The following is a 21,893-nucleotide window of genomic DNA, read 5'->3' as shown; positions in this document are numbered from 1 at the left end:
GCGATAGCCGGGTAGAAGAAGCCGAATGCTTCGGTCGCACACTCCGAACCATGTTCGTTGAGAACGGTTCCCGATGAGGTAGCACCACAGAATGGGTGCGCGCGGCGATCCGTCAGACCGACGGCCATTCGTGCCGGCGGATTGCATTTGTGCACAAGTGCAGGACTCCCATTGGTCTACCGGCCGCGAAGGGAAGCGACCAGAATGTCGATCAGCAGCTCGCCACAGCGACGATCCGGATCGCGGTCGGGATCATAGATCGTCACCTCCATCCCAATCACGCGTGGATCGTTGCACCATGTGCGAAGGGCTTCGACAGCTTCGTCGGGCAAGACACCGCCGGCCTCCGGCGTATCGACAGCCGACATGATCTCGCTGTCCAGCACGTCGACATCGAAGTGAACGAATACACCCTCGATGTCCTGCCCTGCGACCGCGTCAAGCGCTATGCGTGCCGCATCGGCGAAGCCGCGCCGCCGCACTTCAGCCAAATCCATCCGGTGAACATCGGTGTCGAAGACGGCCTTGGACCTGTAAGTCGCGGGGTCCTGCACATCGCGATAGCCAAACGCGACTACGTCGGCCTCACGGACCAAAGGAGTGTGCTCGCCGAAGTCGGTCAGGAGCGTCGGGCCATGGCCGGTCACGAAGGCCAAATCCATGCCCGCGGCTCCCTTTGACGGCGAGGTATCCGGCAATTTGAAATCGGTGTGCCCATCGAAGAAGATAAGGCCGTAGCGGCCACGACGCCGTAGCGCGAGCGCAGGGCCAAGCAACACACGGCAATCGCCGCCGAGCATGAGCAGGAACCCTCCCGAGTTCAGCTCCTCGTCGACCGCTTCGGCAAGCGTCTTGGAATACTGGCGCAGGGCCTGGGCATTGCGCACGCCCGTCGCAGGATCCACCTCAGGCCGATAAGGCGGAGCCCGAACCGAGCGCAACGGACCGGCGCCTAAACGGTCGGCGAGACCAAGCGATTGAAGTGTCTCCGGCGCCTTCCACACGCCGGGCTCCGGCTCACCCTCCTGCGGCATCAGCCCAAGATTAGAGGGCGCGCCGAGCAAAGCGATATGTCTCGTCTGAGTGGTGTCTCGCGGCATTGTCGTGCTGGCAGCTGAGGTCATGATCAGAGTTCTCCGCGTTATGGGCGATACGCATCATGCTCAAGAAACAGGCTGCGCTTTCCTGACCGGTCTCCCGCTGCCCTTGCCGCCGTGTACCTCCGGTTGGTGTCACGCGTCAGGCAGCGTCGCGAGTGACGCGTATTGCTCGTTCAGCGCCACCGTTTCGTCAGCGGTGATTTCGAAGTCGATGTTGTCCCGCGGATGCAGGTTCGCCTTGGGCAGCGGCGTTGTCCCGCGCTGCCGGGGCAGATCTCGATACCGGTCGCTTGGGCCATATCGGATTTCCAGGAGGCGAACTGCCGTCTTTGAACTATGCGTGGTGCGCGCGCGTTCTGGCGGCCTTCTGCGCCGCCGCCTTCCTTCCGCTGGCGCCTTTCGTCTCGGCGGCCTTCTTGGCAGCGGCCGAGCGCTCCTCAGCCGTCCGGCGCGAGGCCGCACGCTTGGCTTGCTGCGCCAGCGCCTCGTGCGACGCCGTACTCCTCGGCTCGTGCTCGAGCACCTTGGAGACGGCTTTCGAGACCCGCGGGCGGCGTTTCGGCGTGCGTTCACCCTGGCCGGCCTCATAGGCGTATTCGGCGCTTTTGCGCGTGCTCTCCTTCACCTTGCCCTTTTTGGGCGGGGGCAGGTCTACGCCTGCGCGTCTTGCCTCGGAAAGCCCGATGGCGATGGCCTGCTGGGTCGAGCGCGCGCCGTGCTCGCCGCGGCGGATTTTATCGATCTCCTCGTGCACGAACTCGCCGGCCTGTGTGCTCGGCGATTTGCCCTCGCGCTTGTCCTTTCGGGCCTTCTCGATGGTTTTCTTGTCCGGCATTGTCTTTCTCCCTCATACGGGTTGCGACAGCCATTCGGGTTGCAGCTGCGCGCGGTCTTATGAGGATCATAACGCGTTGAGGACGCAAATGATCCCGGGACTGGTGATCCAAGCCCCAGCTGTCAGGACGTCGACGCCGATCTGTCCGAAATCAGATGGCGCAAGAACCATCGGCTCGCCAGGCCCGCGACTTCGTCCAGGGCGCCGGGTTCCTCGAACAGGTGCGTCGCGCCAGGGACGATGGCGAGCTCCTTCTCGCAGTGGAGCGCCGCCAGCGCCGAGCGGTTGAGCGCGATCACCTGCTTGTCCGCGCCTCCGACGACGAGCAAGGTCGGCGCCCGGACGCGCGGCAGGGCGTGCGCTGCAAGATCGGGCCGGCCACCACGCGAAACCACGGCCGCGGCCTGGTCGGGCCGCTCGGCCGCCGCCACCAGGGCGGCACCGGCGCCCGTGCTCGCGCCGAAATAGCCAAGACGCAACCCCGATGTTTCCGGCGAGGCGCCGAGCCAATCCGTGACGCCGACCAGCCGGTCGGCGAGCAGTCCGATATTGAAGCGCAACTCGGCCGTGACCTGGTCGATCCGCTCCTCTTCGGCCGTTAACAGGTCGATGAGGAAGGCGGCGAGGTTCGCCTCGTTCAGCCTTCCTGCCACGTAGCGGTTGCGCGGGCTGTGGCGGCTGCTTCCGCTGCCATGGGCAAAGAGCACAAGGCCACGAGCATCCGAGGGCAACGAAAGATTGCCCTCAAGCGTGACAGGTCCCGCGGGAACATGCACGACGTGCTCGCTATCCCGGTCCATATCCATCTCCGCTATGTCGATCTGGTGCCAGGCGCCGGACCCGCGCCTGCGCGCCCAGCCAATTCCTCTTCGGAAGCGGCGGGCTTGGGCCCGGACCTGGCGAGGAGCGCGCGGACCTCTTCATCGCTCGTCTGCGAGAAATCCACGTACCAGCGCCCGACACCCAGCAACGGCTCTGGTGTCGTCGCGCAAACGACCTCGTCGGCGTCCGCCCGCATCGCGTCGCAAGTGTCGGGGCTACCGACGGGAACGGCCGCGACAATATGGGCGGCGTGGTTTTTTCGCAGCGCCTTGATCCCGGCCCGCATGGTCGATCCGGTCGCAAGCCCGTCATCCACGAGGATAATGGTTCGTCCATTCAACTGCGGTGGGGGTCGCCCGTCCCTATAGAGGTGCTCGCGGCGCAGAAGCTCTTTTTCCTCCCTTGCAGCGACCGCGTCGATGACATGTGGCGGGATCGCGAGACCGTTGACGATTTCGTCGTTCAGGACACGTACGCCTGAGGGCGCGATCGCCCCCATGGCCAGTTCCTCGTGGCCGGGGACGCCGAGCTTGCGCACGACGAAGACGTCGAGCGGTGCCTTGAGTGCCTGGGCGACCTCGTAGCCGACCGGCACGCCGCCTCGGGGCAGCGCCAATACGATCACATCGTCGCGGCCGGCAAAGCGAACGAGTTCCCCGGCGAGTTGCCGCCCGGCCTCGCGGCGATCTGAAAAGATGATAGCCATGACCTTCAATCCGCGTGCATCTGTTTTCCCGGTGGATGTTTTTTCACCAGCCTGCGTCCACATTCCGTGGGATGGCTGCGGCACCGGTACCATTTTGGAACTCGCTCGCTGCCTGGACGTTCCAAGAATAGTTTCGATCGCGAGGTGCCGGCACCGGCACGCGCCTCAGCGCGGATCGGGAAGATCGAAGATAGTGATCCGTACATGCCTCGTCCGGCCAGCTGGCAATCTAGCGATGCGTCGCAACAGGTCCGTCTGGCGACTTGTTGCCTCAGCAATCAGGGAAAGGAAGATCCCATGCAAGTTCAGGAGATCATGAGCCGTCGGACCGAGTTGGTCGGCCCGAACACGACAATCAGGGATGCCGCCCGGAAAATGCGGGCCGACAATCTCGGCGCCCTTCCGGTCGGCGAGAATGACAGGCTGGTCGGCATGGTGACAGACCGCGACATCGTGATGCGCGGCGTCGCCGAGGAGCGCTCAGCCGGCAACACGACCGTTCGCGAGGTCATGTCCGAGCATGTCTATTGGTGCTTCGATGACGCCGATATCACCGATGCGGCGAAGATCATGGCCAAGCATCAGGTGCGTCGTCTTCCGGTGATCAATCACGACAAGCGCCTCGTCGGCGTCATCGCCCTGGCCGACCTCGGGCGGACCGATGAGGAAGCCGCCAAAATCGCTCTCGAAGGCGTTTCCGAGGCAACGGACGATCCCCGGCGCTAGACGCTCGCTGGGCGGTTGCCGCCGTGCTCGCCGTTCTTCTCCATCTGGGCTGAACGCCGCCTGCTCAGGCAGCCTTCAGTTTGGCAACTATCTCGCTTTCACTTCTATGCGGCGTGTCTTGTCCTTTGCCGCGGGGTTCTTCGGAAGCTCGACAGCCAAAATGCCGTTTCTGAAAGTGGCCTGCACCTTGTCGGCATCGATCTCCGCTTCCAGCGGGATGGTCCGCTGAAACCGGCCATAACTGCGTTCGCTGTAGGTGCGGCCGCCTTCGCCTTCCTTGTGCTCCGAACGCTTCTCGCCCGTAATAAAGAGGGTGTTTTCGCGCAGCTTGAGCTCAACGTCCTTCTGCTCGAGCCCCGGCAATTCGGCGGTGACCTTATAGGCTTGGTCTGTTTCATGTACGTCGACGCTCGGCCAAAGATCGCCGGCCGTAGTCGCTTCGGCCATCGGCGCGAAGAAGTCGTCGAACAGGCGGTCAATCTGCCGGTGGAATGACGTGAGCGGGTCGCGCGCGGATGGGTAGAGGCTGCGCGATGGCGTCCGGGGCGCCAAATCGTGATGTGCCATGGTTCTTCTCCTGTTTTTTGTGTCTGCATCACTCGTCGCCATGTGATCGGCGACGGCAAACAAAACTCGTCCACCCATGAGGATGTTCCGGTGCCGGCCAAGAAAGGTGGTCGAAAAACAGCGGCAAAAAAGCCGGCCCGAATTCCCTCATGACGGGCCGACAACAGACGGGACCTCCGACAATAAATGCGCATCAGGACATGCGCTTGGGGGAACAACGGGCAGGTACGGCTGTTTGGTCACATCACCTAGTCGGATTTGAACGGAAGGAGGATCTCGATGAACGCCACCGGACTCGACGTATTCGACAAGACACTGCAGACCACGAACATCTGGCTCGACGAGATCATGGACGAGATTGGACCGGATCGGCAGGTCGCCTGGCACGTTCTCGGAGCGGTGCTGCACGCCCTGCGCGACCGTATGCAGCCGGATCTTGCAGCCCACCTCGGCTCGCAGCTGCCGATCCTGGTGCGCGGCGCCTTCTATGACCAATATCAGCCTTCCAAAGCTCCCGAGAAGATGCGGTCGCTCGACGAGTTTCTGGCCAAGATCAAGGCGGAGCTGGAATTTACCCGCCCGGTCGATTCCAAGGATGCATTCAGGGTCGTGTCCAAGGTACTCGCCCATCACGTCGGAGAAGGACAGATGCACAAGGTCTGGGAATCCCTGCCGGGCGAGATAAGACGCGTCGCCGAAGCTCAGCAAGCGGCGTGAACGGCGCAGGCGCGGGCTTCTCGGTCGCAACCTCCTTGGGGAAATAGCAATGCCACTCACCCTTATCAGCCCGGCGTTCCGGGCAGGCGGAAGAATTCCCGAAAGGTATACGCGTGACGGCCAGAACGTCTCGCCGCCGCTGAAGTGGTCCGGTGTCCCGGATGGTACCAAGAGCGTTGTTCTTGTCGTGCGGGATCCCGATGCACCAAGCGGGATTTTCGGGCACTGGGCGGTGTTCAACATCCCGCCGGATGCCGGGGGACTAGCCGAGGCCGAAGACGGCAAGCCCGGCCCGTCGGCACTCAGGCAAGGCACCAACGATTTCGGCAATGCGTATTACGATGGTCCGCAGCCGCCTGCAGGGCACGGCGTCCACCATTACCACTTCCTGCTGGCCGCGCTCGATGTGCCGAGCCTCAGCGTACCAGGACAGGCGGGCGTGCATCAGGTCTGGAAGCAAGCCCAGAAACACGCATTGGAGGAGACGGAGTTGGTCGGAACCTACGAACGGCCGGCGTGACGCGGGCCGTGTCGGTCGCCGCCTTCACAATGTAATCTGGGCAAGCGGTTTTCGGGCAGGGCCGTGGATGACCGAACCGTCGGCGGCGAAGATCGAGCCGTGGCAGGGACAATCCCAGGTGTGGTCCGCATTGTTCCAGGTTACGGTGCAGCCCTTGTGGGTGCAAATCGCCGAAACCGCCTGGAGTGCGCCTTCGGTGTCTCTCCACGCCGCAATCTTTTCGTCTCCCCTGACGATCACGCCGCCCATACCAGGCGCAATGTCGTGGGTGCTCGAGACGATCGATTGACTGCGGCCGTTCTTGTGGAAGTCCTCAGGATAGGGCCGGGCCGGATCGTAGAGTTTTTGCCATGGGCTCGGGCGGCCGCAGATCAGGTCGGCGATCATCTCGCCCACGGCCGTCCCGTTGGTGATGCCCCAGGCGTTGAAGCCCGTGGCAATGTGGAAGCCGGCGGCCTTGGCGGGATCGGGTTCGCCGGCATATGGGATCCTGTCGGCCGTATCATAGTCCTCATTGCACCAGCGCCAGGCGACGTCGCCGACCGGAAGGTTCTTTCTTGCCCAGTTTTCCAGTTCGACAAACCGCTTGGCCACGTCGCCGTCCCAGCCGGTGTTGAACTTGGGGCCGAGCGTGACCAGCAGTGGCCCTTCGGCATCACGGCCCGTGCGGATGGAATGCGTCGGGTCGTCGATGCCGATGAACATGCCGTCGACAGGGAGGGGATCGTCGATCCGAAAGGCCATGGCGGTGTGGCAGCGCGGTTGCGTCCGGTTCGCCATGCCGACGGGGCTCTTCACCGTCATGTTGGTGGCGACGACGACATGCCCGGCATCAACGGCGCCGCCATCGGTGGCAACGCGCCAGCGGCTTGCCTCGTCGATCGAGGTGGCGCGGCTGTTTTCGAAGATCCGACCGCCACGGGCCGTCACCGCTTCCGCCAGGCCAACCAGATACATCGCCGGATTGAACTGCGCCTGGTCGGGGAACCGTAATGCCGCGGCCGTTTCGAAAGGCAGCGGCGCGCGGTCGAGGATCTCGGCCTCCAGCCCGACCTGGCGCGCGGCCTCCGCCTCGGCCGCAATCTCCGCGCAGCGGCTTTCACTGCAGGTGTAGGTATAGGCGTCCTTGCTCTCGAAATCGCAGGCGATGGCGCAGTTGTTAACCCAATCGCGGATTTGGCGGGCGCCGGCGGAATTCGCATCGGCATAGGTCTGCGCCAGGTCCCGGCCAACGCTGTCGATGAGATGACGATAGATCAGCGCATGCTGCGTGGTGATCTTGGCCGTCGAGCGGCCGGTCACCTGGCCGCCTGTGCGCAGGCCTTCGAGGACGACCACCGACCGGCCCGCCTCGCAAAGCTGAAGCGCCGTCGTCAGCCCGACAATTCCAGCACCCACGACAATGGCGTCCGCACGGATCGAACCTTCGAGCTGGGGATAGTTCGTGGAGGCGGCTGCCGCCACCCAACAGCTTCCCGGTTTTCCCAAGAGAATGGCCATTTCAACCGCGCCCCTTGCGTCTCCATGCACTTCCATCGACAACCGCGCCGGCGGAGGAACGTTCCCGAGCTTGGTCGCTTTCAATCATTGTCTCGCCACCCCGGGTCAGAAAAGCGCCGGGAAGATGCGAGGTGCAGGCCATCACCCAGGTGATCGCCTCGCGGTCGTATTCGTCACCGGAGCGCCAGTCCTCGAAGAAGGCGTTCAGCCTATCGACACGCCCCGGCCAGATACCGGCGGCCTGCAGGCCGAGCGAAACGCCGTAATTGGTGAAGGCGAACTTGGTATCGCGCAGCCATGGCGCGCGGCTGAAATAACCGGGCGGGTCGACCCACATCGTTTCCAGGGTTCGCAGCGAACGCCTCGTCTGGGCCTCGGCCCACGGCTCGTCGGGAGAGAAATGGGCGAGCCACAGCATCATGCCGAGGCCGAGGTCCTGGTCGATGTCGAGGCTGCGCCAATCGCGCTCCATCAGGGCACGCATCTGCGCGATCTCGGGCGCCAGTTCCTCGTCGTCGAGCATTCGGTAAGAGACGTAGCCGTCATAGGCATCCATGCTGCCGAGGCCGTAGCCGGGGTAAGGACCGCTCAAATCCTCCTGCATCTTCCAGATCACGCCGCGGCCAGGGACCACAAACGCCGGGTGAATGTCCCTCGCCAGCGCAATGCCGCGCTTGCGGTATTCCGGCTTCAGATCGCCGAGACGCGCCAAAGCAAACAGCCACATCGCCAGATAGTGGAAGTACTGGCCGTCGCGATCGGCCGCTTCGCCGATCCTCAGTCCGCGCCGGCGGCCGAGCACACGCTCGACATCGGCCACCAGCCGCTCGGCCGCGTCCAGCCAGCGCTGTTCGCCAGTTTCTGTGCAAAGCGAGACGTAGAGCACGACCCCGAATGCGTCGGTCCACAGATACCGCAAGCCGTTCGGCCAGATGCCTTCGCCGCGCATCCAGTCGAGTTTTTGCAGGACATAATCGACGTCACGCAGCATTGCACCAAGCCCCGAATCCACGGCAGACTTTGCCGATGTTCGGTTCCATGCGATTGCGGGCATGCGGCATATCTGCCTCCGCTCCGGTAGGCCTTAGCCAGATACCGCGAAACGATCTGATCGGCGGCAGGTTCCTTGGCCGCTTTCACCGGCGCGACCCTCACGATTCTCGCGGAGACTTTGCAGGCTGAAGGAACAGCAGAATTATGATGCGCTGCGCTGGCCACGGACCGGTATCGCAACTGACGCTGCGCCGGAGCCCTTTAAGGTCGCCTGCGGTCTGGCTGCGGGGACGTTGGAAATCGTCGACACACCGGCCGGCGAGCGGACGCGGCTGACCATCGATCGCCAGGCCGACGATCTGGCAGCGACGGTGATCATCGACCGGCCCGGCGGGCCGGAGACGCTTCGCCTCGAACCTGTCGGCGACAACCATCACCGCCTTGAGAGCACCGTCGCCCCTGCCGAACCGCATGAGTTCCAGGCAGGTCTGGTGCTGACCGCGAAAGATCGCGAACAGGTGCTGCCGTTCAAGATGGTCGAACCCGAAGGTCACCATCATTAGGTCGACTGGCGGATATGCGGTTCAATGACCGATCTCGCGGCCTGTGCTGGTCTGTTCCTGGCGGCCTTGCTCGCCGCTACGATCCTGCCGATGCAATCGGAAGCAGTGCTGGTCGAACTCGTGCTTGCGGATTACTCGCCCTGGCTGTTCATCGGAGTCGCGAGCGTCGGCAACGTGCTTGGATCGGTGATCAACTGGCGGCTCGGGCGAGGCATCGAGCGCTTTCGGGGCCAACGGTGGTTTCCGATGAACCAAGCGCAACTGGACCGCGCGCAAGTGTGGTATCGCCGCTATGGAAAGTGGTCGCTCCTGCAGAGTTGGCTGCGGTTGTCGGTGATCCGCTAACCGTCGTCGCGGGCGTCCTGCGCGCGAGCCTTTTCGGGTTTTCCTTTTGCTGGTCACTGCCGCCAAGGTCGGCCGCTATCTGGTTCTTGCCGCCGTGACCCTGAGCGCGATCTAATCTCACGAAGCCTCTCGAAGCTGAGCTGGTTAGGTCGGCTGGTTCGAAGAGCCTTGTATGATGCGCGCGGACGGGAAGCGCTAGCTCTTTTTGACGGCGACCTTGTCGAGGGCTGCGCGCAGGCCTTTTGCCAGCTTCTGCGTATCGCGCGACCGGTCAACCAAGCTACGGCGCAGCGCTCCAGCCAACATCGACATTGTTAAGACATTCCTGTGGCCGCGCGCCAGGCCTGCACAACGAAGCTGTGCTGGTTCCAGATCATCAGCGCTCCACTCACAGCCATGAGCGCGACCACAAGGCCGCGGAACTGTCGTCCACTTAGGCGTTCGAGCCAGCGCTTGGCCAGCAGATTGGCAAGCGCAGCGCCCAAACCCGCGGCTGCGCCGTACATGACCGCCTGACCACCGAGCGCGCCGAGTCCGGTGAATACCGCGATCTTGACGACATCGGTCACAAACGAGTTCACCGATTTCGTGGCGACCAACGTCTCCTTCTCCGAACCGTAGTTCAGATAGAGCGAATTCAAGACGGGTCCCACCGTGCCCATCAGCGCCGACAACAGCGCGACGATCAGGCCGGCCGGGAGGAACCACCAGCGGCGGGCTCGGTAGCTCCGCTCGCGCGCGCCGCCGCGAAATTCCCAGACTGCACTGATCAGATAGATCCCTATGAGTATCTGGAGCCATTCCGCCCGACTGTTGGCGAAGAGCCAGGAGCCCGCAGCGGCACCGGCGATGGCGCCGGGCAGGTACCAACGGACCAGGCTCCAATCGATGTCGCGCCGGAAGGCCAGGGCGCGGATGGGATTGCCGATGAGCTCGGTCAAGGTGATGACCGGCGCAACCGCCGCGCTCCCTGTGATGAAAGTCACGGCGGGGATCAGCAATAGACCTCCGCCTCCGGCCGAGAGGGTGTTCAGTGTCCAGGTGAGGAACCCCGCCAACGCCAGGAGGCCTAGTCTAATCCAGTCCATCCGATCAGAACGAAGCGGACCTTTGATCGTTCCGAACGCGTTAGTTCGCAAAAGCCCGCCCCGCCCCTTGAGTCTCGTGTGCGATGGAAAGGTGATCTCAGGCGCAATGCTGGTGGCGGAGAGACGCCGTGCCAGAGAACCATTCCCGAGGCGGCGGGAAGAAGGCCGACGATCGCTCCGAGTCGGCCGAACTCCGCCGTTGGACGCGCGCGCGGACGCCCAATCTAGCTCTTTTTGACGGCGACCTTGTCGAGGGCTGCGCGCAGTCCTTTCGCCAGCTTCTGCGCATCGTCGTACGCCCAGAAATGCATGAAGAAGAGCCGCGGTTGCTCATCGAGCATGTGGCTATGCAACGCGGTGATCTCGATGCCGTTATCCAGCATGGCTTTGATAACCGGATTGACCTCCTTTGCTGTCAGCACAAAATCACCCGTGATCGCCGCCTTGCCGCCACCTGTCGATTGGAAGTTAATCGCTATTGCCGAGCCCATGGCCGCCGGCACTTCCATTCCATTTTCCTCGACCGGCTCAGCGCGCGAGATCGTGAACTGGTAGACCGCGCCATTGGCCTTACCCTTATAACCGATGGTTTGGTCGACACCGGCCGTGTCGAACTCGATCTGTGGTGCGGCTTGCGGCTGGGCGCCGCCTCCCATCGGTGTTTTGCTCAGCGCCAATCCGGCATGAAGCGCTGTGGCGAGCGTAACCGGGTCGCCCTGGCCGAAGACGTGCATGTAGAGTGTCATCGGCTCCGCGCGCAGCAAGTGGTTGTGTACCGCAGTGATCTCGATCCCGCTTTCTTCAAGCTTCTTGATGACCGGGTTCACCTCGTCCTGCGTCAGAACGATGTCGCCCATAACCATTGCCTGATCTCCCATGGGTTCGAACGCGATCCAGCCTCCAAGCGCAAATCCGGGTTTCAGGGCCACGCCGTCGAGCGAAACCTTCAGGTCCGTTCGCGGCAGCCCGACCCGGTAGACGCCATCAGGCGTCTCGGTTCCGGATTCGCCGAGCGCCTTAGCGATTGTTTGCCAATCGGGTGCCGCCGATGCCGGTTGGAGCAGCGCCGACATCGCGATCAGCATTGCTCCGGTCACGAGTTTTGCATGCATGGGATTTCTCCTTGTGATCTGCCCCCCAATTTGTCATGCGGCTGCTGGCTTCGTGGCGGGAGGGTCGGCGCCGCGCATGATCGCGGCAATGATTACGATCGCCGGGTCGCGCTCGAGCCCATTTTTGGATCGGGCTCGCCGGCATATGGAATCCTGTCGGCCGTATCATAATCCTCATTGCACCAGCGCCCCACGACGTCGCCGACCGGAAGGTTCTTTCTCGCCCATTTTTCCAGTTCGGCAAACCGCTTCGCCACGTAGCCGTCATAGGCATCCATGCTGCCGAGACCAAAGCCAGGATATGGGCTGCTCAGATCCTCCTGCATCTTCCAGATCACGCCGCGGCCAGGGACCACAAACGCCGGGTGAATGTCCCGCGCCAGCGCAATGCCGCGCTTGCGGTATTCCGGCTTCAGATCGCCGAGACGCGCCAAAGCAAACAGCCACATCGCCAGATAGTGGAAGTACTGGCCGTCGCGATCGGCCGCTTCGCCGATCCTCAGTCCGCGCCGGCGGCCGAGCACACGCTCGACATCGGTCACCAGCCGCTCGGCCTCGTCCAGCCAGCGCTGTTCGCCAGTTTCCGCATAAAGCGAGACGTAGAGCACGACCCCAAAGGCATCGGTCCAGAGATAACGCAAGCCGTTGGGCCAGATGCCTTCGGCGCGCATCCAGTCGAGTTTTTGCAGGACATAGTCGACGTCACGCAGCATCGTCACGCAGCATCGCGCCAAGCCCCGAACTGGCAAAGCCGGCCCGTGTTCGTGTCCCACGATTGTGAGCATGCGGCATGTCTGCCTCCGCTCCGATTGGCCTTAGCCAGATACCGCGAAACGATCTGATCGGCGGCAGGTTCCTTGGCCGCTGTCACCGGCGCGACCGGGAACCCTCGACCTGATCATGAGTTTCGGATCCAGGCGCTCACAACGGGATGCGGGGGTTACCAGTCATTTTCGGAGCCTTTCGATCGAGGAGGCAAAGTTGCGACACCGCCAAATCAGAGTTGACGGAATTACTGTCTTCTTTCGCGAGGAAGGCCCGGCCGACGCTCCGGTGCTTCTGCTGCCGCACGGCTATCCCTGTTCGTCCTATCAGTTTCGAAGGCTGATGCCCGGACTGGCTGATCGCTGGCACACGTTCGCCCCGGATTTTCCTGGCTTCGGCTACAGCGCTACGCCCGACATGGCTGCATTCGGCTACGATTTCGAGACCTATGCCGGGTTTTTGGCGGCTTTCGCGGACGCGCTCGGCCTGTCTCACTATGCGCTCTGGCTGCACGATTACGGCTCGCAGATCGGATTGCGCCACGCCATCGCCTATCCGGAGCGCGTTGCCGCGCTTATCATCCAAAACGGCGACATCTACGAAGACGTGCTCGGCCCGAAATACGCAGCCATCAAGGCGTATTGGAACGACAAGACGCCCGACAAGCATCGCCCGCTGGAAGAAGCGGTGAGCGAGGAGGGCTTCCGGCACGAGTTCATCGGTGAGGTTGGCGAGGCCGTGGCCGAGCGCGTGCCACCGGATCTGTGGAAACTCCATTGGCCTCTGATGGACACGCCGCCCCGTCGGCGGCTTGCGGTCGGCCTGATGGAGAAGCTGGAGGCGAACCTCAACTGGTTCCCGAAATACCAGGCTTATCTGCGCGAACGGCAACCACCGACACTGATCGTCTGGGGTCCCGAGGATGGCTATATGCCGGCCGCATCGGCCCGCGCCTACAAGCGCGACTTGCCGCAAGCAGAGCTCCATCTCCTCGATGGCGCCGGCCACTGGCTACTGGAAACCCATTTCGATGAGGCGCTTGCGTTGGTGCGCGACTTCCTCGCACGCGTTCACAGCCGAGCACCGACGCGACCGTCAGGTAACCAGTTGAAAGCGTGGTGATCCCGACAGGAATCGAACCTGTGACCTACAGATTAGGAATCTGCCGCTCTATCCTACTGAGCTACGGGACCACGCGGCCCGACACATAACCGCTTCGGGACGTTTCGCCAAGAGGCAGCTAGGCCGCTCGCTTGGGTTCGACCGCGAACGGGCTCAGGCCGAGCCAGGTCTGCATTTTGCGCGCGATGTCCTGGTCGCCCGTCAAGATGACTTTCGGCCCGGCCTTCTCGACGGTGATCAGCCCCATCCAGATTTCGGTCATGGTGTGCAGGTCGGTCGAGACGTAGAGATCGACATCGAAGCCCGGATCGTACCAGCAGAGGTCGACCTCGCCGTGCTTCTCGACGATCAGCCACCATGACCGCTTGGAGGCGGGGAGCTCCTGATACAGAAATTGTATTACTGTGCGCCCGTCGGGCAGCGGCGACGCGTTGAGATTGCGCCGCATGTCCCACATCAGCAGCGATGGATCGAGGTTCTTCAGCGACAACCGGGACTCGACCCATTTCTGGCCCCAAAAACCCATCGCCTCGACGACGGAACGCAGATCCCTGCCTGCCTCGGTCATCCGGTATTCGAAGATGCCTTTCTCGCCGCGCACCTCCTTGCGCTCGACGATCCCGGCCAGCTCGAGCTCCTTGAGGCGTTGCGACAGAAGGGTCGGCGACATTTTGGGGACGCCGCGGCGCAAATCGTTGAAACGGGTCGAGCCCGCCACCAATTCGCGAAGCAGAACCATGGTCCAGCGGGTGCACAGCACCTCGGCGGCCATCGATAACGGGCAGAACTGTTTGTATCCGGACTGGGTCACGATGTTGCCTTCCCTCAAACTCCGCCGGAACCATAGGCCTTTCCCGGCGACGCGGCGAGTACAGAAACTGTACCGGCCCAGTGCGGTGGATTCGAAGTTCCTGCTTTCTGGGTGGCATCAGCATTAGGAACTTCAAATCCAAAACCACACTGGAAATCCAAGCACTTGCTGGTGTGGCTTTTGAATCCGAAATTCGCTCGCTGCGTTGCTCCAAAGTGAATGCGAATTTCGGATTCGCCACACCAGTACAGATCGGGGACTGGCTGGCGCGACCCTTGCCATGCGACCCCTCTGCCGCTGCACGGGATACCCCTGTGCACGACCAGGAGACATGACCCATGACCGCTTACGTTATCGCAGACATCAAGGTGAGGGACCCGAAGTGGATGCCGGCCTATGCCGCGTCGGTCCACGACCTCGTTCACAAGCACGGCGGCAGATATCTGTCGCGCAGCGGCAATGTGAAGACGCTCGAAGGCAAGCCGCTCGACACGACGCTGATTGCCTTGATGGCGTTCCCGACCGAGGCCGCGGCGCGCGCCTTCACCGACGATCCTGCCTACGCGCCGTTCGTTTCGGCCCGTCAGGGCGGCAGCGACAGCCGTTTCCAGCTGATCGACAACTCCGATCTGGCCGGAACCATCCCCTATCTGCCGAAGGGATGATCGGCATTCGTCGCATCGGGACAGGGATCTCCCAGCAACAACAGCCACAGCGCCCACCTGCCGGACCTCCTTACTTCCGGCGGCCGGCCGGGCTGTGCTTTTCAAGAAGAATGGAATGACTATGACAATCAACTTTCGCAACAAGTTCCTCGCTGCCGCGGCGCTGCTGTCGGCCTGCACCGCGCTGGCGCAGGCGCATCAGGCAGCGCCCGCGCCCGGTCCCAATCCGCTGGCCGACAAGGTACGCGCGGCCAACAGCCGCTTCGAGAATGTGGCGGCGGCGACCGCCGAGGGCTACGCGCCCATTCCCTGCGCCAGCGGCATCACCGGCGGCGCCATGGGCATCCACTATGTCAATCCCGGCTACCTCAAGGACGACGCGGCCGATGTCGCCAAGCCGGAAGCGGTGATGTACGAGCCGATGGCCGACGGCACGCTAAAACTGATCGCGGTCGAATACATCACCTCGAAAGGCCCGGCCTCGCTCGATGGGCATCTGTTCAACTTCAACAGCGCCCCCAACCGCTACGGCCTCGGCCCGTTCTACGAGCTGCATGTCTGGGCCTGGAAGGGCAACCCGACCGGCGCGTTCGCGGACATGAACCCGAACGTGTCGTGCGAACCGACGACTGCTGTCAGCCAGTAAGCAGCCGAGCCAGGCGGCGCCAACGCCGCCTGGCCGAATGTGGGAGCAGGCCCCAAAGAGGTCGGGATAGCGGAACTTTCGGGACGCCGGCGCGCTTTAGTGTCCCGAAGGAGACACCGCATGAGCGCCACCAAAGAGTTCTTTCAAACGTGGCTGCAGGAGAATGTCGGCAATTTGCCGGCCGAGAGCGAGGTGAGCGTCGCCGTTCTGGCGCAGCAATTCGAGCAGGACGCCGACGCTGCCGGCTATGGCCACGAGGTTCGCGAAGACGAACTCGGCAATATCCAGGAGGCGATCGAGGCAGCCCTGAAGAAGGCGAGGACAGGCGAAGAGCCGCAGGCTGCCGACGACAATGAGCTGGCGCCGGTCATGGAGGCGCTGGAGGTCGAGGATCCGAAGAGCGGACCGTAGCGGTTGCGGCTCTTCCCTTCCACGCTACATGACCGGGCATAATGGATGCCAAACACCTCACACTCGGCGTCGTGATCGGCGTGGCTATCGGCGTCGTGTTGGACAACATTGTTGCGGGCATCGGTATAGGTATTGCTCTGGGCATTGCCTTCGGCCTTGCCCGGAAGTCGTCCGGCCGGAAGTGACCAGCAGAACATGTCCTGCCCGGTTTTGCCGCCCAGAGGTGCGGCGGTTGCCGCACCGCCGATGCCGAATGGCTACGCCGCCAGCGCTGTTTCCGCCAGCTTCACCCAATAGCTCATGCCGTGCGGGATGACCTCGTCGTTGAAGTCGTAGGCTGGGTTGTGCAGGCCGGCGGTATCGCCGTTGCCGATGAAGATGAAGGCGCCCGGCCGCGCTTCAAGCATGTAGGAGAAATCCTCGCCGCCCATCACCGGCTGGATGGCGCGGTGCACATGGCTGTCGCCGGCGACGTCGGCCGCGATGTCGCTGGCAAAGACCGTCTCTTCCGGATGGTTGAAGGTGACGGGGTAATTGGCATTGTAATCAACCTCGATTGTCGCGCCGAAGGCAGCGCCCAGGCCTTGGCAAAGTGCGCGGATGCGCTCCTCTGCCTTCTTGGCGACTTCCTTCTTCAGCGTGCGTACGGTGCCGGCGATCTCGGCGGTCTCGGGAATGACGTTATAGGCGTCGCCGGCATGGAATTTCGTCACCGAGACGACCACCGCCTCGACCGGATCTGTGCTGCGCGAGGCGATCGTCTGCAATGCGCCGACGAGTTGGCTGGTGATGACGATCGGATCGATGGTGCCGTGCGGCATCGCCGCGTGGCCGCCCCGGCCCTTGACGGTGATGGTGAATTCGGCGGTCGCCGCCATGATCGGGCCCGGCCTGATGGCGAACTGGCCGACCGGCAGGCCCGGCATGTTGTGCATGCCGAAAACCTTGGAGATACCGAAGCGCTCCATCATACCGTCCTTGACCATCTCGTTGCCGCCGCCGCCGCCTTCTTCGGCCGGCTGGAAGATGACCGCGACGGAGCCGGCGAAATTGCGCGTTTCGGCGAGGTATTTGGCGGCACCCAACAACATAGCGGTGTGGCCGTCATGGCCGCAGGCGTGCATCTTGCCGGGGACGGTCGAGGCATAGGATTTGCCGGTGATCTCGTTGAGCGGCAGGGCATCCATGTCGGCGCGCAGGCCGATGGTCGACCCTTCGCCGTGGCGGCCGCGGATGATGCCGACGACGCCGGTCTTGCCCAAACCCGTCACGATATCGTCGCAGCCGAAAGCCTTCAGCTTCTCGGTGACGAAAGCGGCGGTCTTGAAGACGTCGAAATTCAGCTCCGGCGTCTGGTGCAAATGGCGGCGCCAGCCGGCCACCTCGTCCTGCATTTCGGCGGCTCGGTTCAGGATCGGCATGATGGTTCCATTTCGCTGTTGGAGCAGGCGGTCTTGGCCTGCTGCTTTGCAATTGTGCCTGCTGCCTTGCAACCATGCACGCTGCTTTGCATTGTGCTGCTGCTTCCACGTTGTGATCGGCAGCACTTTGCCATGTTGACGTCACATAGAGTAAATAGCACCGCGACTGTGGTCCGGGAACAGAGGGCCGGACCATTATCCTGGCGATCGTGTAACGAAATCTTACGGAGCCAGGTGCGACTGCGGCAAGAGGCTATTTCGGTTTTCATGATGCGCTACAGGCATTTCCTCAGACTGTTGGTGGCTGGCACGGTGGTGCTTGCGTCGCTGGCCGGGCCTGCCTTGGCCAATCCGACAATCCTGTTCGACCTGAACAGCGGCAAGATCCTGCAGCACAAGGAGGCGTTCAGGCGCTGGTACCCGGCGTCGCTGACCAAGCTGATGACCGCCTATGTGGCGTTTCGGGCGATTGCCGCGGGCGAGGTCCAGCTCGATTCGCCGATCAAGGTAACGAAACATTCCGCCGGCGAGCCGCCGAGCAAGATGGGCTTCAAGCCGGGCTCGGTGATGCGGTTGGACAATGCGCTGAAGATGATGCTGGTCAAATCGGCCAACGATATCGCCATGGCGGTCGGCGAGAATATCGGCGGTTCGCAAGCGGCTTTCGCCGAGCGCATGAACGCCGAAGCGCAGAGGCTCGGCATGAGCGGGTCCCATTTCGTCAATCCGAACGGGCTCTATTCGCCGGACCAGTATACGACGGCGCGCGATCTCGCTTTGCTGGTGATGGCGATTCGCAAGGAATTTCCGCAATATGTCCCCTGGTTCTCGATCGAAGGCCTTGCCGTCGGCAAGAAGGCGATCTCCAACTACAACCTGCTGATCGGCCGCTATCCGGGTGCCGACGGCATGAAGACGGGTTTCGTCTGCTCGTCCGGTTTCAACATGATCGGCTCGGCGACCCGCAACGGCCGCACCCTGGTCGCCGTGGTGCTCGGCGAACGATCGGCAGTCACCCGCGCCGAGGCGGCGGCAAAACTGCTCGACCAGGGTTTTGCAACCCCGGCGCCGAGCTGGCTGACGGTCGCGGCGCTGCCCGCCTATGGGGACACCATGTCGGCCAACGACATGAATGACGAAATCTGCAAGAAGAAGCCGGTCGAGGAGCAGTCGGAGGCCGCCCCCGCGGTCGGCGACAAGGGCAAGGACGTGCCGAAATCGCCCTATCAGGAAAAGCTCGACCATGTGCCGACGCTGATCGCCGTCGGCCTCGGCGGCGCCACGGGGCCGAAGCCGAAGGCGATGGTCGACGCTTCCGGGCAGGAATATGCCGACGTGCCGCTGCCGACATGGCGGCCGGACCGGGCGCCGCCGGCCGGCGCCGAGCCAGTTGTGGCCGGATCCGCCACCGCCGCGCAGGTCCAGCAGCCGGCCAAGGCGCTGAACTAGCCGCATGGCCGGCTTCCCGATCCCCGTTTCGGTGCTCACCGGCTTTCTCGGTGCCGGCAAGACGACGCTGCTCAACCGGCTGCTCCGGGATCCGGCGCTCGCCGACACCGCCGTCATCATCAACGAGTTCGGCGAGGTGGCGATCGACCATCTCCTGGTCGAGCAGGCCTCCGACGGCATCATCCAGCTCTCCGACGGCTGTCTCTGCTGCACGGTGCGCGGCGAGCTGGTCGATACGCTGGCTGACCTCGTCGACCGGCTGCAGACCAGCCGCATCGACCGGCTTGCCCGCGTCATCGTCGAGACCACCGGGCTCGCCGATCCCGCCCCCGTACTGCAGTCGATCATGGCACACCCCGCCCTGGTCCAGGCCTTCCGGCTCGACGGCGTCATCACCCTGGTCGATGCCGTCAACGGCAATGCGACGCTCGATGCGCATGTCGAGGCGGTGAAGCAGGTGGCCGTCGCCGATCGCATGGTGCTCAGCAAGGCCGACCTGACCACGGATGCAGGCGATGTCGAGGCGTTGCGGGCGCGGCTCAGGCAGCTCAACCCGGGCGCCGTGGTGCTCGACGCGGGCGAGGCAAGCACCGCGACCCTGTTCGATAGCGGCCTCTACAATCCGGCCACCAAATCCGTCGATGTGCAGCGTTGGCTGGGCGAACAAGCCGGCCACGACCATGACCACGGCGGGCATGATCACGACGGGCATGATCACGACGAGCATGACCATGCCGACCATGATCACCATGACCACAGGCACGATTCCCGTGTGCGTTCGTATTCGCTGGTTCATGACGGGCCGGTGCCGTTTTCGGCAATCGAGATGTTCCTCGATCTGTTGCGCTCGGCGCATGGCGAGCGCCTTTTGCGGATGAAAGGCGTCATCGAGCTTGCAGAAGACCGGTCGCGGCCGCTGGTTATCCATGGCGTGCAGAAGATCCTGCATCCGCCGGTGCAACTGCCGGCCTGGCCGGACAGCCAGCGCGGCACCAGACTGGTGCTGATCACGCTCGACATGCCCGAAGACTATGTCCGGCGGCTGTTCGCCGCCTTCACCAACCGGCCGTCGATCGACACGCCGGATCGCGCAGCACTGGAAAGCAACCCGCTGGCTATTGCCGGATCGTGATCTCCCCCCTTGAGGGGGAGATGTCGCCGAAGGCGACAGAGGGGGTCGCCTCGGCTGGCGCGACCCCCTGTGGGACGAAAGAAAAGGTTGGCGCTTCACGCGCGGCAACCCCCTCTGGCCTGCCGGCCATCTCCCCCTCAAGGGGGGAGATTATCCCGCTCAGCCGCTTTCGCCAGAACGAGCTAAGTCGAGACTCAGTCGATCCCGCGCTCGACCAGGAAGCGGTGGCCGCCTGCCATCGCCGTCGTTTCGATCAGCCGATGGCCGCTCTCGGCGCAGAAGGCGGGAATGTCGATGACGGCGAGCGGGTCGGTGGTTTCGAGCCACAGGCGGCTGCCCGGCTGCATTGCGGCCAGGCGCTTTTTTGCCTTGAGCACGGGCAACGGGCAGTTCAAGCCTTTGAGGTCGTAGACGGCAGCGGGGCTGGTTGAGGGCCTGTCTTCCTGGCCCCCATCTTCCTGTTCAAGCATGAACCTCAGCCGCCAAACATGCCGAGCAGTTTCTTCTTCAGCCTTGTCGCCGTGCTTTCGGCGTCCGCAGCCTGCGTTTCGGCGACCGGAACGGCCTCCGCGGATGGCGCGACGGTTGCGGTCGCGACAGGCGCTTCGGCCGCCGACTTGGCAGCATCCTTTTCGGCCAATGCCTGCGCCTTGGCGGCTTCCTTCTCGGCCAGGGCTTGCGCCTTGGCTGCCGCTTTCGCTGCCTTCGCCGCTTCTATCGCGGCAAGCCGCTGTTCCTCGGCCTTCTGCTTGGCAGCCTTTTCGGCGTCGAGCGCTGCCATCTTGCGACCCGCCGGCGAATCGATGCGGCCCATGCGTGCCGTTTCGGCCACCGTGCCGTCCGGGTTGAGCGAGGGCGGCTCGATCGGCACGCGTTCGCCGCGCGCACGCCGTTTCGACCAGTCGGAAACGATGCTGGCTTCCTTGATCCCGGCGATGGTCGGCTTGGGTGCCGGCACGCTGGCCTTCATGGCGCCGTTGAAGGCCGCCTCATAGGTGCTTTGATAGGCGTTGATGGCGCTCTTCAGCGAATCGGGCTGGGTGGTCACAGGGCAAGCGCCGGTCGGATTAAACGTCGAGCCGTCGGCCGCTACCTGGTTGAAGACGTAGCGCTTCTCGCAGACGTCGACTTTCGGCGGCACCTTGGTAACCTCGAAATTGTCGTAGCCGACCTTCAGCATCTTCCAGAATTCGTAGTTCGGATCGTTGCGATAGCGCGCCATGTTGGCTGCGGTCATGCGGAACGGAAAAGCCTGGATCTGGAACTCGGTCTGGCCGCCCTGGAAGGCGTCGCGGCCGAAAGCGTAGATCTGCTCGATCTGGGCGTCGGTCATCGAATAGCAGCCGGACGACGAGCAGGCGCCATGGACCATCAGGTTGGAACCGGTGCGGCCATTGGCGCGGTCATAGGCGTTCGGGTAGCCGATGTTGAAGGACAGGTGATAATTCGACCGCGGGTTCATCTGTGCCGGGCGGACCGTGTAAAAGCCTTCCGGCGCCTGGCGGTCGCCTTCGGTGAACTTCGGTCCGAGCTTGCCCGACCATTTGCAGATGTCGTAGCTGGCGACCAGGTCGTAGCGGCCGTTGGTCTTGGCCTTCCAGATTTCGAGCTTGCCTTCTTCCTTGAAGATGCGGGCCATCACCGAAGAGGTGCGGACCATTCCCTTGGCCTTCATCTCGGCCAGGATCTTGTCCGGCAGCGGCTTGTTGGCTTGCGGCGCAAAATCCTTCATCGAAGCGTCATTGCAGCCGGCGACGCCGATCGCAGCGATCAGAACTCCGGTGCGGGCAAGCTTGGCAAACATGGATATGGCTATCGTCTTCATCTCTGCGCCGCGGATGCCGCAGCTGCTAAACCGACCGCTGACGGACCTTAAG

25 protein-coding genes, 1 tRNA gene and 1 pseudogene are annotated in these 21,893 nt (G+C 63.2%); 12 read left to right on the top strand and 15 right to left on the bottom strand.

The window, feature by feature from the left end; genetic code table 11:
• Positions 1-176 precede the first annotated feature (176 nt).
• The 4 genes from NKH33_RS05490 to NKH33_RS05475 form a co-directional block, all read right to left on the bottom strand.
• Entirely contained in the window at positions 177-1,100 is a 924-nt protein-coding gene (locus NKH33_RS05490; RefSeq protein WP_352618145.1) for an arginase family protein, read from the bottom strand.
• 334 nt (positions 1,101-1,434) lie between these two features.
• Entirely contained in the window at positions 1,435-1,935 is a 501-nt protein-coding gene (locus NKH33_RS05485) for a DUF6496 domain-containing protein (RefSeq protein WP_352451168.1), read from the bottom strand.
• A gap of 122 nt (positions 1,936-2,057) precedes the next feature.
• A complete protein-coding gene (locus tag NKH33_RS05480; protein ID WP_352471474.1) occupies positions 2,058-2,735 on the bottom strand; it encodes a dienelactone hydrolase family protein in 678 nt (225 codons plus the stop codon).
• Between the two features lie 11 nt (positions 2,736-2,746).
• Positions 2,747-3,463 carry a phosphoribosyltransferase gene (locus NKH33_RS05475; RefSeq protein WP_352471473.1) on the bottom strand — a complete coding sequence of 239 codons (717 nt, stop codon included), beginning with the start codon at positions 3,461-3,463 and terminating at the stop codon, positions 2,747-2,749.
• Between the two features lie 297 nt (positions 3,464-3,760).
• On the opposite strand from NKH33_RS05475, the gene NKH33_RS05470 reads away from it, so the two are divergent.
• Positions 3,761-4,189: a CBS domain-containing protein gene (locus tag NKH33_RS05470; RefSeq protein ID WP_023677862.1), complete on the top strand. Its 429-nt coding sequence runs from the start codon at positions 3,761-3,763 to the stop codon at positions 4,187-4,189.
• Positions 4,190-4,276: 87 nt separating this feature from the next.
• Here the strand turns inward: NKH33_RS05470 and NKH33_RS05465 are convergent, their stop codons facing one another.
• On the bottom strand, positions 4,277-4,756 hold the full coding sequence (locus NKH33_RS05465; protein WP_352471471.1) for an Hsp20/alpha crystallin family protein: 480 nt from the start codon (positions 4,754-4,756) through the stop codon (positions 4,277-4,279).
• A 279-nt stretch (positions 4,757-5,035) separates the two neighbouring features.
• On the opposite strand from NKH33_RS05465, the gene NKH33_RS05460 reads away from it, so the two are divergent.
• Together NKH33_RS05460 and NKH33_RS05455 are read left to right on the top strand one after the other, a co-directional pair.
• Complete coding sequence (locus NKH33_RS05460) at positions 5,036-5,473, top strand: DUF2267 domain-containing protein (protein WP_023677864.1); 438 nt, start codon at positions 5,036-5,038, stop codon at positions 5,471-5,473.
• Between the two features lie 49 nt (positions 5,474-5,522).
• A complete protein-coding gene (locus tag NKH33_RS05455) occupies positions 5,523-5,993 on the top strand; it encodes a YbhB/YbcL family Raf kinase inhibitor-like protein (RefSeq protein WP_352918424.1) in 471 nt (156 codons plus the stop codon).
• A 24-nt stretch (positions 5,994-6,017) separates the two neighbouring features.
• On the opposite strand, the gene NKH33_RS05450 is transcribed toward NKH33_RS05455, so the two are convergent.
• Both NKH33_RS05450 and NKH33_RS05445 read right to left on the bottom strand, forming a co-directional pair.
• Positions 6,018-7,493, bottom strand: coding sequence for an FAD-dependent oxidoreductase (locus NKH33_RS05450; protein WP_352618116.1), 1,476 nt, complete (start codon positions 7,491-7,493; stop codon positions 6,018-6,020).
• Position 7,494: 1 nt separating this feature from the next.
• Positions 7,495-8,484 (bottom strand): hypothetical protein, encoded by a 990-nt coding sequence (locus tag NKH33_RS05445; RefSeq protein ID WP_352814990.1) that lies wholly within the window; start codon positions 8,482-8,484, stop codon positions 7,495-7,497.
• 295 nt (positions 8,485-8,779) lie between these two features.
• Here NKH33_RS05445 and NKH33_RS05440 point away from each other — a divergent pair, with 295 nt between their 5' ends.
• Positions 8,780-9,049 carry a hypothetical protein gene (locus NKH33_RS05440; protein ID WP_352471467.1) on the top strand — a complete coding sequence of 90 codons (270 nt, stop codon included), beginning with the start codon at positions 8,780-8,782 and terminating at the stop codon, positions 9,047-9,049.
• A 24-nt stretch (positions 9,050-9,073) separates the two neighbouring features.
• Positions 9,074-9,509 (top strand): annotated as a pseudogene (locus tag NKH33_RS05435) (YqaA family protein).
• Between the two features lie 199 nt (positions 9,510-9,708).
• Here NKH33_RS05435 and NKH33_RS05430 read toward each other — a convergent pair.
• The 3 genes from NKH33_RS05430 to NKH33_RS05420 form a co-directional block, all read right to left on the bottom strand.
• Positions 9,709-10,482: a sulfite exporter TauE/SafE family protein gene (locus NKH33_RS05430; RefSeq protein WP_352471466.1), complete on the bottom strand. Its 774-nt coding sequence runs from the start codon at positions 10,480-10,482 to the stop codon at positions 9,709-9,711.
• A gap of 224 nt (positions 10,483-10,706) precedes the next feature.
• A complete protein-coding gene (locus tag NKH33_RS05425; RefSeq protein WP_352918422.1) occupies positions 10,707-11,594 on the bottom strand; it encodes a DUF1259 domain-containing protein in 888 nt (295 codons plus the stop codon).
• A 92-nt stretch (positions 11,595-11,686) separates the two neighbouring features.
• Entirely contained in the window at positions 11,687-12,313 is a 627-nt protein-coding gene (locus NKH33_RS05420; protein ID WP_352918420.1) for a hypothetical protein, read from the bottom strand.
• Between the two features lie 262 nt (positions 12,314-12,575).
• Here NKH33_RS05420 and NKH33_RS05415 point away from each other — a divergent pair, with 262 nt between their 5' ends.
• Complete coding sequence (locus NKH33_RS05415) at positions 12,576-13,481, top strand: alpha/beta fold hydrolase (RefSeq protein WP_352471462.1); 906 nt, start codon at positions 12,576-12,578, stop codon at positions 13,479-13,481.
• Here the strand turns inward: NKH33_RS05415 and NKH33_RS05410 are convergent.
• Together NKH33_RS05410 and NKH33_RS05405 are read right to left on the bottom strand one after the other, a co-directional pair.
• A tRNA-Arg gene (locus tag NKH33_RS05410) sits at positions 13,476-13,552 on the bottom strand. The two genes, NKH33_RS05415 and NKH33_RS05410, sit on opposite strands and share 6 nt — an antisense overlap.
• Positions 13,553-13,599: 47 nt before the next feature.
• Positions 13,600-14,292: a winged helix-turn-helix transcriptional regulator gene (locus NKH33_RS05405; RefSeq protein ID WP_352457625.1), complete on the bottom strand. Its 693-nt coding sequence runs from the start codon at positions 14,290-14,292 to the stop codon at positions 13,600-13,602.
• 338 nt (positions 14,293-14,630) lie between these two features.
• Between NKH33_RS05405 and NKH33_RS05400 the strand changes: the two genes are divergently transcribed.
• The 4 genes from NKH33_RS05400 (at position 14,631) to NKH33_RS05385 (ending at position 16,199) form a co-directional block, all read left to right on the top strand.
• Entirely contained in the window at positions 14,631-14,957 is a 327-nt protein-coding gene (locus NKH33_RS05400) for a DUF1330 domain-containing protein (RefSeq protein ID WP_023677873.1), read from the top strand.
• A gap of 121 nt (positions 14,958-15,078) precedes the next feature.
• Entirely contained in the window at positions 15,079-15,603 is a 525-nt protein-coding gene (locus NKH33_RS05395) for a hypothetical protein (RefSeq protein ID WP_502906724.1), read from the top strand.
• A gap of 120 nt (positions 15,604-15,723) precedes the next feature.
• Positions 15,724-16,014, top strand: coding sequence for a hypothetical protein (locus NKH33_RS05390; RefSeq protein ID WP_352471460.1), 291 nt, complete (start codon positions 15,724-15,726; stop codon positions 16,012-16,014).
• Positions 16,015-16,055: 41 nt separating this feature from the next.
• On the top strand, positions 16,056-16,199 hold the full coding sequence (locus NKH33_RS05385) for a glycine zipper domain-containing protein (protein WP_198023575.1): 144 nt from the start codon (positions 16,056-16,058) through the stop codon (positions 16,197-16,199).
• A 72-nt stretch (positions 16,200-16,271) separates the two neighbouring features.
• Here the strand turns inward: NKH33_RS05385 and NKH33_RS05380 are convergent, their stop codons facing one another.
• Positions 16,272-17,435, bottom strand: coding sequence for a M20 aminoacylase family protein (locus NKH33_RS05380; RefSeq protein WP_352451192.1), 1,164 nt, complete (start codon positions 17,433-17,435; stop codon positions 16,272-16,274).
• A gap of 270 nt (positions 17,436-17,705) precedes the next feature.
• Here NKH33_RS05380 and NKH33_RS05375 point away from each other — a divergent pair, with 270 nt between their 5' ends.
• Positions 17,706-18,884, top strand: coding sequence for a D-alanyl-D-alanine carboxypeptidase family protein (locus NKH33_RS05375; RefSeq protein ID WP_352918610.1), 1,179 nt, complete (start codon positions 17,706-17,708; stop codon positions 18,882-18,884).
• A gap of 4 nt (positions 18,885-18,888) precedes the next feature.
• The gene (locus NKH33_RS05370) at positions 18,889-20,016 is read left to right on the top strand and encodes a CobW family GTP-binding protein (protein ID WP_352918416.1); all 1,128 of its coding nucleotides are present in this window, start codon (positions 18,889-18,891) and stop codon (positions 20,014-20,016) included.
• Positions 20,017-20,210: 194 nt separating this feature from the next.
• On the opposite strand, the gene NKH33_RS05365 is transcribed toward NKH33_RS05370, so the two are convergent.
• Both NKH33_RS05365 and NKH33_RS05360 read right to left on the bottom strand, forming a co-directional pair.
• Complete coding sequence (locus tag NKH33_RS05365) at positions 20,211-20,486, bottom strand: sulfurtransferase TusA family protein (protein ID WP_352471458.1); 276 nt, start codon at positions 20,484-20,486, stop codon at positions 20,211-20,213.
• Positions 20,487-20,491: 5 nt separating this feature from the next.
• Positions 20,492-21,820 (bottom strand): L,D-transpeptidase family protein, encoded by a 1,329-nt coding sequence (locus NKH33_RS05360; RefSeq protein WP_352918608.1) that lies wholly within the window; start codon positions 21,818-21,820, stop codon positions 20,492-20,494.
• Between the last annotated feature and the right edge of the window lie 73 nt (positions 21,821-21,893).

Origin of the sequence: Mesorhizobium sp. M1182 (genome assembly GCF_040318335.1) — a bacterium.
In the GTDB taxonomy this organism is placed as follows: domain Bacteria; phylum Pseudomonadota; class Alphaproteobacteria; order Rhizobiales; family Rhizobiaceae; genus Mesorhizobium.
The sequence above is the reverse complement of the archived record's forward strand: the minus strand, read 5'-3'. Positions and strand labels throughout refer to the sequence as shown.

What these genes read in the sequence shown, in the direction of transcription:
- NKH33_RS05490 (WP_352618145.1), bottom strand. Translation starts at nt 1,100, where the DNA reads ATGCCGCGAGACACCACTCAGACGAGACATATCGCTTTGCTCGGCGCG.
- NKH33_RS05485 (WP_352451168.1), bottom strand. Translation starts at nt 1,935, where the DNA reads ATGCCGGACAAGAAAACCATCGAGAAGGCCCGAAAGGACAAGCGCGAG.
- NKH33_RS05480 (WP_352471474.1), bottom strand. Translation starts at nt 2,735, where the DNA reads ATGGACCGGGATAGCGAGCACGTCGTGCATGTTCCCGCGGGACCTGTC.
- NKH33_RS05475 (WP_352471473.1), bottom strand. Translation starts at nt 3,463, where the DNA reads ATGGCTATCATCTTTTCAGATCGCCGCGAGGCCGGGCGGCAACTCGCC.
- NKH33_RS05470 (WP_023677862.1), top strand. Translation starts at nt 3,761, where the DNA reads ATGCAAGTTCAGGAGATCATGAGCCGTCGGACCGAGTTGGTCGGCCCG.
- NKH33_RS05465 (WP_352471471.1), bottom strand. Translation starts at nt 4,756, where the DNA reads ATGGCACATCACGATTTGGCGCCCCGGACGCCATCGCGCAGCCTCTAC.
- NKH33_RS05460 (WP_023677864.1), top strand. Translation starts at nt 5,036, where the DNA reads ATGAACGCCACCGGACTCGACGTATTCGACAAGACACTGCAGACCACG.
- NKH33_RS05455 (WP_352918424.1), top strand. Translation starts at nt 5,523, where the DNA reads ATGCCACTCACCCTTATCAGCCCGGCGTTCCGGGCAGGCGGAAGAATT.
- NKH33_RS05450 (WP_352618116.1), bottom strand. Translation starts at nt 7,493, where the DNA reads ATGGCCATTCTCTTGGGAAAACCGGGAAGCTGTTGGGTGGCGGCAGCC.
- NKH33_RS05445 (WP_352814990.1), bottom strand. Translation starts at nt 8,484, where the DNA reads ATGCTGCGTGACGTCGATTATGTCCTGCAAAAACTCGACTGGATGCGC.
- NKH33_RS05430 (WP_352471466.1), bottom strand. Translation starts at nt 10,482, where the DNA reads ATGGACTGGATTAGACTAGGCCTCCTGGCGTTGGCGGGGTTCCTCACC.
- NKH33_RS05425 (WP_352918422.1), bottom strand. Translation starts at nt 11,594, where the DNA reads ATGCATGCAAAACTCGTGACCGGAGCAATGCTGATCGCGATGTCGGCG.
- NKH33_RS05400 (WP_023677873.1), top strand. Translation starts at nt 14,631, where the DNA reads ATGACCGCTTACGTTATCGCAGACATCAAGGTGAGGGACCCGAAGTGG.
- NKH33_RS05395 (WP_502906724.1), top strand. Translation starts at nt 15,079, where the DNA reads ATGACAATCAACTTTCGCAACAAGTTCCTCGCTGCCGCGGCGCTGCTG.
- NKH33_RS05390 (WP_352471460.1), top strand. Translation starts at nt 15,724, where the DNA reads ATGAGCGCCACCAAAGAGTTCTTTCAAACGTGGCTGCAGGAGAATGTC.
- NKH33_RS05385 (WP_198023575.1), top strand. Translation starts at nt 16,056, where the DNA reads ATGGATGCCAAACACCTCACACTCGGCGTCGTGATCGGCGTGGCTATC.
- NKH33_RS05380 (WP_352451192.1), bottom strand. Translation starts at nt 17,435, where the DNA reads ATGCCGATCCTGAACCGAGCCGCCGAAATGCAGGACGAGGTGGCCGGC.
- NKH33_RS05375 (WP_352918610.1), top strand. Translation starts at nt 17,706, where the DNA reads ATGCGCTACAGGCATTTCCTCAGACTGTTGGTGGCTGGCACGGTGGTG.
- NKH33_RS05370 (WP_352918416.1), top strand. Translation starts at nt 18,889, where the DNA reads ATGGCCGGCTTCCCGATCCCCGTTTCGGTGCTCACCGGCTTTCTCGGT.
- NKH33_RS05365 (WP_352471458.1), bottom strand. Translation starts at nt 20,486, where the DNA reads ATGCTTGAACAGGAAGATGGGGGCCAGGAAGACAGGCCCTCAACCAGC.
- NKH33_RS05360 (WP_352918608.1), bottom strand. Translation starts at nt 21,820, where the DNA reads ATGTTTGCCAAGCTTGCCCGCACCGGAGTTCTGATCGCTGCGATCGGC.